The organism is Parapedobacter brassicae (assembly GCF_051400755.1).
In the GTDB taxonomy this organism is placed as follows: domain Bacteria; phylum Bacteroidota; class Bacteroidia; order Sphingobacteriales; family Sphingobacteriaceae; genus Parapedobacter.
In genome coordinates this window covers 215,257-230,389 of record NZ_JBLFFL010000001.1, presented here as the reverse complement: position 1 = coordinate 230,389, position 15,133 = coordinate 215,257, and the positions used below count along the sequence as shown (strand labels likewise).

Here is a 15,133-nt window from a genome sequence, read left to right as displayed (position 1 = left end):
AATATGTCGCGGTAAAAAGAAACGGATGGCATGGCGAAACTAAGTGATTTTGATGAGACAAAATAAGGAAAAATTGAAACAAAATGGTGACATCGTTTGGCACGCATTACCGTCCTTTGTGTGCGGGATGGTCATATATCACCCATTTTGAAAACCAACGATAAACATTAAAATCGCTATGCGAATGCTCAGAACTCCTTTATTAGCCGTAGCGCTATATACCTGTTTGTTTACAGGATGCGGGCGCCATCAGAAACACACACAACAAGACACTGAAAGCCAAAGCCGGACCGTGTGGACCGCATCAACGGCCGATGCCTGGTATGAAAAGCAGGGATGGCTGGTGGGGTCCAATTATATCCCAGCCACGGCCATCAACCAGTTGGAGATGTGGCAGGCGGATACCTTTGATCCGCAGACGATCGATAAGGAACTCGGGTGGGCGGCTGACTTGGGTATGAATACGGTGCGGGTCTACCTCCATGATTTGCTGTATGAGCAGGATTCACTTGGCTTTTTCAGCCGCATAGACTCTTTTTTGACCATTTCGGCCAAACACGGCATCAAGCCCCTATTGGTCATCTTTGACTCCTGCTGGGACCCTTTTCCTGCGTTGGGCAAACAGCGCGCTCCCAAGCCTCACGTACATAATTCCGGGTGGGTGCAAAGCCCGGGCCAAGAGGCCTTGAAAGACAGCACACAGTATCCCCGGCTCGAACGGTATGTCAAGGCACTGGTAGGCCGGTTTGCCGATGACGACCGCATCCTCGGGTGGGACGTGTGGAATGAACCGGATAACATGACCGGACCATCTTATGAGGCCGTAGAGATCAAGGACAAGGTGGCCTACGTAGTGCCCCTGTTGGCGCAAACATTCGAATGGGCACGCTCGGCCAACCCGACACAGCCGCTTACTTCCGGCGTCTGGGCAGGCAATTGGTCGGCTGATAGTACCTTGAAACCGATTGAGCGGTTGCAGATCGAGCAGTCGGACGTCATCAGTTTCCACAATTATGATACACCGGCGGATTTCGAGCAGCGGATACAGCAGCTTCAGCGGTATGGCAAGCCGCTGTTGTGCACCGAATACATGGCACGGCCAAACGGCAGTACGTTCGCGGGCTTTCTCCCCGTCGCCAAGAAGCATCAGGTGGCCATGTTCAACTGGGGGTTTGTTGACGGTAAAACGCAAACCATTTATCCCTGGGACAGCTGGACCAAAACCTACACGGCTGAACCGCCACTGTGGTTCCACGATATTTTCAGGGGCGATGGCACCCCCTACAAACAGGATGAGGTGGACTTGATAAGACATTTACGGGACGGAATAAATAGCACAAGTAACCAACGATAACGCGATATGATGAAAAGTATTTTTACGGCAGCCCTGATATGCCTCCATTCCATCGTCTTTGCACAGCATGTGTTGAATGGGCAGGTCTTGGGCGATGGCGGTCAGCCCCTGGCCAACGCAACGATTGTCATCAAAGGCACGGAGCAAGGCACCGTGGCCGATGACGACGGCAGGTTCAAATTAACGGTCGGTGACAGCAACGCGATCATTGTGATCACCTACCAAGGTTACCTGCCGCTGGAGGAGGTGGTGGGCGACGCGACGGAGCGGGTATTTACCTTGCAGGTAGATGAGGCGCAGGCAACGCTCGAAGAAGTGGTGGTCATCGGTTACGGTTCAGTCAAAAAGAAGGATTTAACCGGCGCGGTGTCGGTGATCGATCCTGCTGAAATGACCAAGACCGGAGCCAGCACGATCGGGCAGTCCATTCAGGGACTGGCTACGGGGGTGAGTGTACGCAATACGGGCAATGCCGGGGCGGATGCGAACATCGAAATACGCGGCGTGGGCAACCTCACCAATAACAACCCGCTTTGGGTCATTGACGGGATGATTACGAGTGGCGGGGCCGACTTCAACCCCAACGACGTGGAGTCCATCCAGATCCTGAAAGATGCCTCAGCGGCGGCCATCTATGGGTCGCGCGCCGCCAACGGGGTGATCATCGTCACCACGAAAAGCGGGGGCAAGGGCCCGATGAAAGTCGATGTCTCGGTCAGGGAGTCGTTTGACTGGTCGCCGAAATACGACCTGATGAGCGCGGAGGAATATAAAAAATACAACGACATGGCCTATCAGGAAGGCATCAATGACGGCGTTTGGAACGGTGCACTTCAGAACCATGCTGACTTCGATACGGACTGGCAAGAGGAAACGATGAAGACCGCGTTGGTGCAGGATTATAACCTCTCGCTGTCGGGCGGAGGTGAGTCGGGCAACTACTTCGTTTCCGGGGGGTATTACAACAATGAGGGCATCATGTACGGCAATTCGTTTGACCGGTATACCTTCCGTGTCAATACCAGTGGGAAGCGCGGCATTTTTTCATTCGGAGAAACCTTTAATTTTGCCCAGACCAATCGGGATCCATTACAGACAGCGCCATATGTCGATGTTGTCCGCATGCTGCCTACTATCCCGGTCAGGGATGCCAACAATCCGGGCGGATACGGCTACGGTAACGAGGCCAATGCCCGTACATTCGGCACCAATCCGATCGCACGCGAGGATCTGGAAGCGACCAATACCCAGATTTACCGATTACGCGGTACGCTCTGGGGCGAGGCGCGGCTCACCGATTTCCTGACCTACAAAATCAACGGCGGTATTGACTATATCTTTGACGACTACCGGTATTTCCGGGGTGAAGGCAACTGGACCATGAACCAGGAATTCAGGGATCCGACAGGGCAGAAGAACCGGATCAAGGAAACCAACGAGCTGATTGAAAATACGTTGAATCTCAACAAAGATTTCGGCAATCATCACATCGATGCCGTGGCCGGTCTGACGTATCAGCATTTTTACTGGGAAGATGTCGGCGCCCAGCGCCTTCGCTTCCCGCTGTTGGGCGGCGACTATATCACCGTATTGAGTGCAGGGCAGGCTAATCAGACCAACTGGAATACCATCGGCGAATATGCGCTGATCTCCTATTTGGGACGGGCCAATTACATATATGACGACAGGTACTTTCTGACGCTGACCTACCGGCGCGACGGTGATTCCAAGCTGGCTGAGCAATATCGGTGGGCAGATTACTATTCGGTATCGGGTGCCTGGCGGATCAGTAACGAACCCTTTTTTCAATCGTCCTGGATTGACGATCTGAAACTGCGCGCCAATTACGGTCAGCTGGGTAATGCAGCTATTGGCCAAGGGAATGCCGGTCACTGGGATTACATGAACACCGTTAACGCCAATATCGTTACCGTATTTGGTATCGACCAGTCGCTGGTCAACGGTGCCACCCAGGTGAGGATACAAAACGAAGACCTGCGGTGGGAACGGACCGAACAGGTAAACATCGGCTTGGATGCCGCATTTTTGTCCAACCGATTGGGCGTGACAGCCGAATATTACCAGTCGACCACATCTGATGTGCTTACGCAGATGCCGATCTCGATGACGACCGGGCATACCGGTACCAACCCCCTGGCGAACGCCGCAAGTCTACGGAATACCGGCTTTGAACTGGCCGCAACGTGGAAAGATCAGGTGGGGGAATTCAATTATTCCCTGGGGGCTAACGTGACTACCCTGAATAATGAAATTCTCCAACTGGGCTATGGAACACAGGTGTTCTACACCGGGCAGACCCGCAGTGAGGTCGGCCGGTCGCTCGGCGAATTTTATTTGCTGAAAACAGATGGGTTATTCCGCACGCAGGAAGATATCGATGGCTATGTGAATTCGCAGGGCGCGCCGATCACCATTGAAGGAAAGCGGCCGAAGCTCGGCGATCTCCGGTATATCGATACCGATGATAACGGGGTGATCACCACGAACGACCGGCAGATCGTAGGCGATCCCTGGGCAGACGTGCAGCTGGGATTCAATGCCAGTGCCTCCTGGAAGAATGTGGACTTCTCCATGCAATGGTATGGACAGTTTGGCAACGAGATCATCAATGGAGCGATGCGGCAGGGTAGGTACTTCTCAGATAATTCCAACTACATCCGGTTTGAGGCGGGTAACGAACCCTATCAGGAAAATCCCAACAGCAACTTTCCGCGGATCATTTATGGCGATCTCCGGAACACGCGCGGCGATACCGACCTATGGTTGGAGAGCGGCTCGTTCTTCCGCATGCGCAATGTGCAGCTTGGTTATACCTTCCCGGCAACTTGGTTGACTAAGGCCGGGATGAATACCTTGCGGGCCTACGTCAGCGGCAACAATTTGATCACGCTGACCAAGTATAGCGGGCTTGATCCGGATTTTATCAATACGAGTGTATGGGATAGGGGAACGGACAATATGTCTTTTCCGAATGCCCGCACCATCATGCTGGGTTTACAGGTTAATTTTTAAGCGATGGAACCGTTAAAAATGCAGACGAAGATGAATACATATAAATTAATCATGCTGGGTGCGCTGGTCAGCTTGCTAGCGGCAGCTTGCAACAAAAACCTGCTGGATATCGACAACCCCAATGAGGCGCCTATCCATACGTTCTGGCAAACGGAGTCTGATGCACAGATGGGCATCAATGCGGCATACAGCAGCTTGTATAAAGAAGGTACCTGGATGCGGTGGCTGTCTTTCCGGTATGACCTGTCTTCCGATGAAGGGTGGAGCAGCAGCCCTTGGAACGAATTGGGCGATTGGACGCGGTTCAACTATGTAAATTACAATTTTTTCGAGGGGAACAACGTGCACTGGGCCAACTTCTATGCCGGGATATTCCGCGCAAATCAGGTGTTGACCCGCGTTCCCGATATCGAATTCGCAGACCAGGTCACGAAGGACCAGGTGTTGGGTCAGGCTTCATTCCTGCGCGCGCTCTGGTATTTCCAGATCGCCACGCTATGGGGGAAAGGAGCACTGGTATTGGAGCCCCAAGATCCGGGCTATGTGCCGGAGGAGGTGCCGGAGGAGGCAATTTGGGCACAGGTAGAGGCCGACCTCACAGACGCCATCACGAAACTGCCGGAGAGCTGGGATGCGAATAATGTGGGCCGGGCCACGATCGGGGCCGCCAAAGCATTGCTCGCAAAGGCATACATGCAGCAGCATAAATATGCCGAGGCCAAAGCAGAATTGCAGTGGCTGATCGATAAGGAAGGTACGTTATATGGTCTGATGGATAATTACCTGGATAACTTTACGCACCTGAATGAAAACAATATCGAAGGGGTATTCGAAATTCAGTTTGACGACGAAAATAAGGGCGGTACCGGCGATGACATCGCCATGGCGACCGGACTTCAGCGTACGCAGTTCTATGCCCCCGGCGGGATCGGCTGGCAGGATGGAAAGGCCCGTGCGTGGCTCGTCGGCGAATATAAGAAAGAGAAAAACCTCGGGGGAACGAATGATATCCGGTTGTATCACAACCTGTACTATAAGGGCAGTCCATCCGATTTTCCGGATGAAGATCCGTCGATCTATGGAAGGCCATGGAATGATGCAGACTGGGGCGACCACCTCTTCATCCGGAAATATTCAACGGGCTACTTCCGGGATTTCGAGGATTATTTTGCGCCAAACAACTACCGCGTGATCCGTTATGCCGATGTGTTGCTGATGTATGCCGAATGCTTGATCGAAACAGGCAGCTCGCCGGCGGAGGCGGCGCCATATGTCAACAAGGTTAGGCGCCGTCCTTCTGTCAATTTACCGGCATTGGAAAACAGCATCTATGCCAGTGCATTGGGTTCGCCGGAGCAATTTTTGAAACACCTGCAGATGGAGCGTACACTCGAACTTTGTTTTGAAGGGTGGCGATGGGTGGATCTGAAGCGGTGGGGATTATTGGACGCACAGGCAGGCATTGATGAACTGAAGAGCCGCGACCCTGATTTTAATAATTTCATTATCGGCAAGCACAACCGGCTGCCTGTTCCGCAGATCGAAGTGGATAACAGCGGAGGTAAACTAAGCCAGAATCCAAACTACTAAGCCATGTATAACGGAATACAAGTCCGGATCGGAATGGTCATGCTGCTCATGTTGCCCATTATCAAAAGCATCGGGCAACAACCGAATCCTCCGGGACAGGTGGAGCGTACCGAAGATGCGGCGAATCAGGCATACCTCTTTGCCCATATGCTGCATGAGGATTACGGCCGGTTGTACTACACCGTCAGTACAGACGGATTGCATTGGCAGGCATTGAATGGAAAAAAACGGGTATCCGAAGCGTACAGGGGACACCCGGATATCTGTAAGGGTCACGACGGGAGGTATTATCTGGCGGGGAATAACAACGATTCCTCGCCAGATATCGATATCTGGGTTTCGGCAGATTTAATCGCCTGGGAAAAATACAATACCTATACCCCCGATTTGAAAAGTACCCCCGGTTATGAGCAGGCGTTGCAGCGGATAGGCGCGCCCAAGCTGTTCTTTGACGACGCTACCGAACAATATATCCTGACCTGGCATACCCCGCATCAGGAAGGTACCAAGGAAGATCCCGAGCGGTACTGGGCAAGCCAACGCACACTCTACGTGCTTTCAAAAGACTTGAAGTCTTTTTCGGAGCATCCCACGAAATTGTTTGATTGGAATATGGGGACCATCGATGTGTTGATCCGCCGTGTCGGTGATCAGTACTTTGCGATCTTGAAAGATGAAACATACCCCACACTGTATTGGACCACGGGAAAGACCATCCGTATAGCCAGGGCACCAGCACTTACCGGTCCCTATTCAGAACCCGCACCGTCCATAAGTCCTAATTTCAGGGAAGCACCGATGCTCATTCCTTCGCCCGACAATCGGATTTGGTACCTGTATTATGAACAATATCCCGGTGTATCGTATGGTCTGTCCATCGCGGATAACCTGAACGGACCGTGGTATCAGGCATCGGGGTACACCTTTCACGACGATTGGGATAAATACAGTTTGCCGGAATCTGTGCGTCACGGCTGCATGATCACGATTTCAAAAAGTGAATACGATGCCTTGGTAAAACGGTTTGGGATTGATAAAGAATAAGCATATTTGTAGCTGTGATGAGAAATTCTTTTTTGGTAACCCTAGCCGTTGGTTTTAGCGTATTGGCGTGTTCCTCGGGAGATTCCGGTGCGCGTCCTGAAACGCCTGCCGATCCGGTAGCGCGCAAGGTGTTGTTCGGGGATCCGTTTATCTTGTTGCATGAGGATACCTATTATGCCTATGGGACATCGGCCGAAGACGGTATCGCCGTGTACACCTCGGACGACCTGCTGACCTGGGAATCGGCTCCAACGGGCCGGTTGGCCCTGCATAAGGACGACTCTTGGGGCGACCGTTGGTTTTGGGCGCCTGAGGTTTACCAGGTGAACGGTACATTTTATATGTATTATACGGCGGACGAACACATCTGCGTGGCGACCAGTGACAACCCCTTGGGACCGTTCCGGCAGGATGTTCAGCAGCCGATGCTGGCCGAGGAGAAAAGCATTGATAACTCGTTGTTTATCGATGATGATGGCAAACCTTACCTCTACTTTGATCGGTTTAACGATGGTCTCAACATCTGGGTGGCCGAGCTGGAAGCCGACCTGAAAACCATTAAACCGGCGACGATGAAGCCCTGCATACACGTGTCGCAGGAATGGGAGGAGGTATGGCCGAGGGTCAATGAGGGCGCCTTTGTCGTCAAACACGAGGGCGTTTACTACATGACCTATTCGGCCAATAGTTATGAAAGCCCGTTTTACGGTATCGGTGTCGCGACAGCGACTCACCCTAACGGACTGTGGACCAAATACGCGGGCAACCCGATCTTGCAGAAGCCCGGCGACTTGGTCGGCGTGGGGCATAGCGCGATGTTTAAGGATAAAGCAGGCGCTTTGCGAATTGTTTTTCACGCACATCATAGCGAGACGAACATACATCCGCGTATCATGCACCTCAGCACGGCGACTTTTACCGAACAGGGAGGAAACACCATCCTGCAGATTGATCAGGATTATTCCACGCCGGTATTCGCGGAATGATGCGCAAATCCCTACGGCATTTACCAATAACTACCATAAAAAAAGATGAAAGCCATTGTTCTCTATCCCATCGTTCTAATCACCGTCCTATTAACTGCTTCAGCACAACTGTCAGCACAGTCAACGCGGGAACTATTTTTTGCGGACCCAACGATCTATATCGAGAATGGTCAATATTACCTGACCGGGACAGGAGGAAGCGGAAAGGGGGCATCGGGTTTTTCTGTTTTGGTATCCACCGACCTGAAAAACTGGGCGCCGCCTGCTGGGGCAAAAGACTCGGCGTATATGATCTTAACCCAGGGCGATCAAGCCTTTGGCACCGAGGGCTTCTGGGCGCCGCAGCTATTCAACGCAAATGACACCTATTACCTGACTTATACCGCCAACGAACAGACGGTATTGGCGCAGTCCACGTCTCTGCTAGGTCCGTATAAACAAACGGAAATTGCACCGATCGATGGCACGGAGAAAAATATTGACTCCTACATTTTCAAAGATGATGATGGCAGGTATTACCTCTACCATGTTCGGTTTGGGAACGGTAATTACCTATGGGTGGCCGAGTTTGACTTGGAAAAAGGGAAGATCAAGCCCGAAACGCTACGGAAGTGCTTCGACCAAACGGAGCCTTGGGAAGCCACCCCTGCTTATGAGTCGTCACCCATCATGGAGGGTCCGACCGTGATCAAATTAACGGATAAATACTACCTGTTTTATTCAGCCAACCACTTCCGGAATATCGACTATGCTGTTGGCTATGCCGTTGCTGATTCTCCATACGGACCTTGGGTCAAGCAGAAAGACAGCCCTATTCTTCATCGTTCTATCGTGGGCGAAAATGGCTCGGGGCATGGCGATTTGTTTGAAGGATTAGACGGGCAATTGTACTATGTATACCACGTCCACTTTGACGGGCAGCAGATAGGCCCAAGGCGGACACGGATCGTTCCCATCACCAGGCGTTGGGATGCCGAGACCGGCCACTATACATTTAGTGTGGATAGCAATGAGGTCATTAAGCCCGTGCTGCAACCGGCCGCCCGCGGAGAGAGCACGTACGTCAACCCGGTATTTGAACCCATCCTCGCCGACCCCTCGGTGATCCGCGATCTGCAGTCGGGCCAGTTCTATGCCTACGGTACGCAGGATAATTGGGGCGATGGGCAGGGCAGCCGGTTGATGCCCATCCTACGGTCGTCCAACCTGGTCGATTGGGAGGTCGCGGGCCAGGCATTTACCGCCAAGCCCACGTGGAAAGAAGACGGCGGACTGTGGGCGCCGGATGTTAATGAGGTGGATGGCCGCTATTATTTGTACTACGCCTACTCCACATGGGGCGACTCCAACCCCGGCATCGGGGTGGCCGTGGCCGATAAGCCCGCTGGTCCGTTCACCGATCATGGAAAGTTATTCACCAGTGAGGAGGTGGATGTCCCCAATTCCATTGACCCGTTTTTCTTCGAAGAAAACGGCGACAAGTACGTGTTTTGGGGCAGCTTCAGTGATGCGTCTACCCAGGGGACCTACGGGGTACCATTGGCTGATGATGGCCTTTCAGTGCCGGACCTCTCCGCGAAATTCAAGGTGGCAGCCGGCGATTTCGAAGCGGTGATGATTCACCAACGCGATGGCTATTACTATTTTTTCGGTTCTAAGGGAAGTTGCTGCGATGGCGCGAACAGCCAATACCATGTGTTGGTGGCCCGCGCTAAGCACCTGAAAGGCCCCTACCTGGATCGGAATGGCAACGACATCGCCGAACGGGGCAACGGCACCCTGCTGATACAGGGCAACGACGTGTTTGTGGGACCGGGGCACAATGCGAGGCTGATCACCGATGACAAGGGAACGGATTGGCTGATCTACCACGGCATCGACAAAACAAGGGGCAAGGTTCCGAGCGGCGCCAGCCGACGCATGCTGATGCTCGACCCGATTACCTGGCGGGCTGGCTGGCCAGAAATCAAGGGCGGTACACCCAGCACCACGCAGCAAGCGGCGCCGGTGTTTCAGTGATGGTGATGGTAGGCATCGACCGCCACTTTTTGGTATTCATGGCGGTATAGGTGGGGTTGCTTGCCGATGACTTTCTTGAATTGCTTGTTGAAATTCGTAGTCGATTGAAAGCCGCATTCATACCCAATGCGTTCGATGTTCATTTTGCCTTCCTTCAATAATTTGCAGGCATACTCCACCCGTATCTCTTTGAGGAAATCGGAGAAGGATTGATTTACACGGGATTTGAAATACCGGCTAAACGATGTTCGGGTCATGCTGGCAATGGATGCGACTTCTTCGATGTGGATCTTGCGGTGGAAATTTTTCATGATAAACTCATACACCTTGTTCATCCGGTGCGTTTCAGCCTCGGTATTATACGCTACGGAGTGCGTATGGGTAACGGCGTGGCACTCTTCTGATGAGGCGAGTACACTCAAGATCTTCAATAATTGGATGATGCTGTCGGCCCCTTTCAGATGAAGCAACTCCTCCATCAATTTGCTCACTTGCCGATGGGTGGTTCCGGTGATTTCCAGACCGTTATGTGAGCGTTGGAAGAGGTGCCTGATGTTTTCGAATTCCTCTTTTTGATGAATGGTTTCGCCTAAGAAGTGATCGTGGAAATAAAGCACGATGACCGTGGTGCTCAGTTTACTATTCTTCTCAAAGTAGGTATTGTGGCTACGCCACACGTGGGGCAAGTTCGGCCCGATCAACACCAGATCGCCGGCTTTAAACGGCTTGATGCTGTCGCCTACAATGCGGTTGCCCTCTCCCTCGGTAACGTATGACAGCTGAAATTCAGGATGCAGGTGGAATGTCGGATCGAAGTATGGCTCGACTTGTTTCCGTACGACAAACGACCGGCTTTCAGGAATGAGTGCCTTGGGTATGACGTGGCTTCTTTTCATGATTTATCATCGTGTAGATGCAAATATATCAAATCATGATATAATTTGACTATAAAGTGATACTATATCGCGGTTTTCCTGTCTTCATCACGCGTATTTTTGTTGATAGACAATTGTAAAGTTATATTATGACCCGAGTTTCCTGCTGCATCATTAGCATTTGCTGCTTACTGTTCATCCGTTGCACCAACGACGACCACCCGAGAAGGGGCGAGGTGTTGTTCTTGGGAAGCGTCGATGCGTCCGACGAATCGACGAAATATGCCTCATGGCTGGCGATCGAGCTTTTCAAAAGCGGTATCAACCTGACGTATACGAGCGACCCCGGTGATTTGAACAAGAAAGATTTGCGCGGATATGACGGGCTGGTGCTGTTCGCTGCGCCGGATTCGATTGCTTCTGATCAGGAAAATGCGTTGGAGGACTTCGTGGAAGGCGGAAAGGGATTGATCGCGCTTGGAATGGAACCGGCGGAGCGCCATCCGACATGGCTGATCAGCGCGATCGATGGAGACACACTGGCGACAACCGATTCAGCACAGCAGGTGACCAAGGGCAAAGGTCGTGTTTTCCACACGGCTTATGGCCGGGATGAGGCCACTTGGAAGGACCTTGACTTCCTGGAGTTGGTCAGCAACGGCGTACAATGGGCCATCGGCGATAGGGTGATGGGATTGATAACCCAGTTGAAGATCCCCAGCGTCAGCATCTATGAAGATACCATTGCTGATTTCACGGCCCGGCATTTCGTGCCGAAGATGCAGGATCCGCTGTCGCCGGAGGAATCGCAGAAGCTGATGCAGGTTCCGGTAGGGTTCGAACTGAAGCTCTTTGCAGCGGAGCCCGACATCGTCAATCCCATTGCGATGAGCTGGGATGAAAAGGGCCGGTTGTGGATCATTGAGGCCATGGACTATCCCAATAATTTTGTGGAACTAAAAGGTGCGGCAAATGACCGGATCAAGATCTGTGAAGATACGGACGGCGACGGGGTGGCCGATAAGTTTACGGTATTCGCCGAGGGGCTGAATATCGCAACGAGCCTCACGTTTGCCAATGATGGTGTCCTGGTCGCCATGGCTCCGCATTTTATCTTCATGAAAGATACCGATGGCGACGATGTCGTGGATCAGCGGGACACCATCATGACCGGCTGGAACAAGAACGACACCCATGCCGGACCATCCAACCTGCAATATGGGTTTGACAATAAAATATGGGGGGTCACGGGGTACGCAGGTTTCGATGGGCAGATCAATGGCCAGCGGCAGGCCTTCGGGCAAGGGGTGTACCACTTCAATCCGGATGGGTCGGACTTCCGGTTCCTGGCAACGACGAGCAATAATACCTGGGGACTTGGAATGGCCGAAGACAACAACGTCTTTATCTCCACGGCAAACAATACACACAGTGCATATTATTCCATGCCCGAGCAATCGGTGCAGCGCCGGCTCAAGGAAGACGACCGGAAGCTCAACGTCAATGCGGTGCAGAAGATCGACGGACATTACGATGTGCATGCCCTGACGCCAAATCTGCGGCAGGTGGATGTCGTTGGCGGCTTCACCTCGGCAGCGGGGCATCAACTGTATACCGCGCGGGATTATCCGCGGGAATACTGGAATCGGGTGGCGTTTGTCACCGAACCAACAGTGCGTTTGGTGCACAATGCGGTCATCGAACCCGATGGCGCGGGGTTTAAGGAGCATGACGGATGGAATCTGGTGGCAAGTTCGGATGAATGGTACGGTCCCATCCATGCAGAGGTCGGTCCGGATGGCGCCGTCTGGATACTCGATTGGTACAATTTCATCATCCAGCACAACGTGTTCGTACCGGCGCAAGCGCCTTCCGATAAGGTATTGCCGTTCGTCGAACAGCCACATGGTCCGGGTAACGCGTTTGAAAGCGACCTGCGGGACAAGAAATACGGTCGGGTTTACCGGCTGGTATATAAAGACGCCAAGCATAAAACGACTCACAAAAAACTATCAAAGGACGACGCGTCAGGATTGTTGAACGCCTTAAAGAGCAACAATAAATTTTGGCGCATGCATGCCCAGCGCTTGTTGGTAGAGCGGCAGCAGGATGACATCGTTGACGAGCTGATCGATATTGCCCTCGACCAAAAGCAGGATGATATCGGGCTGAATGCACCGGCCATCCATGCGCTGTGGACACTGCAAGGGCTAAAAGCAATCGAGTCGAATCAAGCGGCATTCGACGCGGTGGTGAAATCATTAAGCCATCCCTCCGCCGGTGTGCGCAAGGCAGCCGTCCAGGTACTGCCAATTCATGATCGATCCAGGGACGCCCTTTTGGGCAGCGGCATCCTGGCCGATACGAACCTGAATACACGGCTGGCCGCATTCGTGCAGCTTGCCGAATATCCAACTTCCGATGCCGTGGCTACGGCCTTGTTGGAAGCGACCAAAGACGCTACCAATGAGGGTGACCGGTGGCTGTCACAAGCCCTGTTTGCTGCTATCGCCCAACAGGAAGACGCGTTCTTCCCTATCGCATCCAAGCAATCCCCCGGGGATTTTGCCCGCCGGATCCTTGAATCGCTTGCAAATGAGCAATACACGTTTGGCCGCCGCACCCGCTTCCAGTTTTCACCGGACGTGTCCAACAAGGAAATCCACATCCAGACCGAGGTCAGCCGCCGGGACAATCAACCCTACAACGGGCTGATCATCGGCCAGGGAGATAAGCACGAAGGCTATGCGTTATTCATGAAGAGCAATCGCTTGTTCTTTGAGGTGTACCAGCATGGAAAAACGGCTGCCGTGTCTTCGCGGGGCCAGGTGCCCAACGACTTCACCGTAAACGCACAGCTGCTGGCCGACGGTACCGTCAGCCTGTTGGTGAATGGCGCCAACCAAGGGGTAGCAAAGGCCATGCACCTGTTCCAAAGCCCGCTGAACCTCTACCTGCGCACGGGAGCCGATTTTGACGACGAGCATGCATTCACGGACTACGGCGAATCTTCGGACTTTACCGGCAATGTCAATGACATTACGCTTAGGCTATCCAAAGCGGCTATCCAAGGCGGCCTGGCTGCTGATGGCGCGGCGGAAGACTCTGCGAGCAGTACGCCATCGGAGCGCATTGAGTTGAAGGCGGTAAAAGACATCATGCAGTACGACAAGAAGCTGATCACGGTGCCCGCGGGCAAACGGATCACCCTCGTGTTTGAAAATCCCGACGGCATGCAGCATAATCTGCTGATTCTCCAGCCGGGTACATTGGAGATCGTCGGTAAAGCCGCGGATGACATGCTCCGCTCTTCCGAAGCATTCGAGAAGCAATATATTCCGGACATCCCCGAAGTGTTGCATCATACCTCGTTGGTCAATCCGGGCGAGCGCTTTACGCTGGAATTTACCGCACCGACAGCGGCCGGTGATTATCCCTATGTCTGTACGTTTCCAGGACACTGGCGCGGCATGAATGGCATTATGAGAGTTGTAAAATAACCATTAAAACAAATTGACGAATGAATAACGCAGCAAAATTACTCGCAGGAGTTGCATTAGCATGGTCTATTGCCGGTATGGCAATGGCGCAGACGAGGGTACTCATGGTCGGCGGTGGGGGATCCCATGATTTCGCGCGCTGGTATGGGCAGGAAGACACCAAAACGATTGAATCGACCGGCAGCTACCAGGTGACCTACACCGAGCAGCCGGATTCCATACCAGTCTATCTGAAACAGACTGACGTCCTGATCCTCGCCAACAATCAGCCCGTCGGCGCAAAAAGCCAGGCCGCCATTACGAAATTTGTGGAGAAAGGGAAGGGACTGCTGTTGCTGCACGCAGCCGTATGGTACAACTGGGAGGACTGGCCTGCATATAATCTCAACTATGTGGGCGGCGGCAGCAAGAGCCATGAAAAGCTTCAGGAAATCAAAAACTTTGTCGTTAATCCCGGCCATCCGATCACACAAGGCGTTCCGGCAAAATTCGAGTTTGTCGATGAGTTGTACAGGCTCGTGCCAGACCCCACAGCAAAAGGTATTGAAGTATTGGTCATTGGCCAATCTAAGGAAACCGACGCGGTTTATCCAGGCGTATTCACGGTGAAGCACAAGAAGGCAAAAATAGCTGGAATTACAACGGGCCACGATGAGCACAGTCATCAGCATGAAGCGTACCGGACCTTATTACTCAACGCGCTCAAATGGGTTACGAACTAAACAAATGGTA

General features: G+C 52.7%; 9 protein-coding genes. 8 read left to right on the top strand and 1 reads right to left on the bottom strand.

Annotation, left to right across the window (positions count from 1 at the left end; all coding sequences use genetic code 11):
• Positions 1-184: 184 nt before the first annotated feature.
• Genes ACMGDE_RS01030 through ACMGDE_RS01005 form a run of 6 tightly spaced genes read left to right on the top strand, consistent with a single transcriptional unit; the run spans position 185 to position 10,026 of the window.
• Positions 185-1,354 (top strand): glycoside hydrolase 5 family protein, encoded by a 1,170-nt coding sequence (locus ACMGDE_RS01030; RefSeq protein ID WP_436830887.1) that lies wholly within the window; start codon positions 185-187, stop codon positions 1,352-1,354.
• Between the two features lie 6 nt (positions 1,355-1,360).
• The gene (locus ACMGDE_RS01025; RefSeq protein WP_436830886.1) at positions 1,361-4,387 is read left to right on the top strand and encodes a SusC/RagA family TonB-linked outer membrane protein; all 3,027 of its coding nucleotides are present in this window, start codon (positions 1,361-1,363) and stop codon (positions 4,385-4,387) included.
• A gap of 30 nt (positions 4,388-4,417) precedes the next feature.
• Entirely contained in the window at positions 4,418-5,977 is a 1,560-nt protein-coding gene (locus ACMGDE_RS01020) for a RagB/SusD family nutrient uptake outer membrane protein (protein WP_436830885.1), read from the top strand.
• Between the two features lie 3 nt (positions 5,978-5,980).
• Complete coding sequence (locus ACMGDE_RS01015; RefSeq protein WP_436830884.1) at positions 5,981-7,021, top strand: glycoside hydrolase family protein; 1,041 nt, start codon at positions 5,981-5,983, stop codon at positions 7,019-7,021.
• A gap of 17 nt (positions 7,022-7,038) precedes the next feature.
• The gene (locus ACMGDE_RS01010) at positions 7,039-8,007 is read left to right on the top strand and encodes a glycoside hydrolase family 43 protein (protein ID WP_436830883.1); all 969 of its coding nucleotides are present in this window, start codon (positions 7,039-7,041) and stop codon (positions 8,005-8,007) included.
• A gap of 45 nt (positions 8,008-8,052) precedes the next feature.
• On the top strand, positions 8,053-10,026 hold the full coding sequence (locus ACMGDE_RS01005) for a family 43 glycosylhydrolase (RefSeq protein WP_436830882.1): 1,974 nt from the start codon (positions 8,053-8,055) through the stop codon (positions 10,024-10,026).
• On the opposite strand, the gene ACMGDE_RS01000 is transcribed toward ACMGDE_RS01005, so the two are convergent.
• Positions 10,020-10,922, bottom strand: coding sequence for an AraC family transcriptional regulator (locus ACMGDE_RS01000; RefSeq protein ID WP_436830881.1), 903 nt, complete (start codon positions 10,920-10,922; stop codon positions 10,020-10,022). The two genes, ACMGDE_RS01005 and ACMGDE_RS01000, sit on opposite strands and share 7 nt — an antisense overlap.
• A gap of 128 nt (positions 10,923-11,050) precedes the next feature.
• On the opposite strand from ACMGDE_RS01000, the gene ACMGDE_RS00995 reads away from it, so the two are divergent.
• Together ACMGDE_RS00995 and ACMGDE_RS00990 are read left to right on the top strand one after the other, a co-directional pair.
• On the top strand, positions 11,051-14,401 hold the full coding sequence (locus ACMGDE_RS00995; protein WP_436830880.1) for a PVC-type heme-binding CxxCH protein: 3,351 nt from the start codon (positions 11,051-11,053) through the stop codon (positions 14,399-14,401).
• Positions 14,402-14,421: 20 nt separating this feature from the next.
• Entirely contained in the window at positions 14,422-15,123 is a 702-nt protein-coding gene (locus tag ACMGDE_RS00990) for a ThuA domain-containing protein (protein ID WP_436830879.1), read from the top strand.
• Positions 15,124-15,133 lie beyond the last annotated feature (10 nt).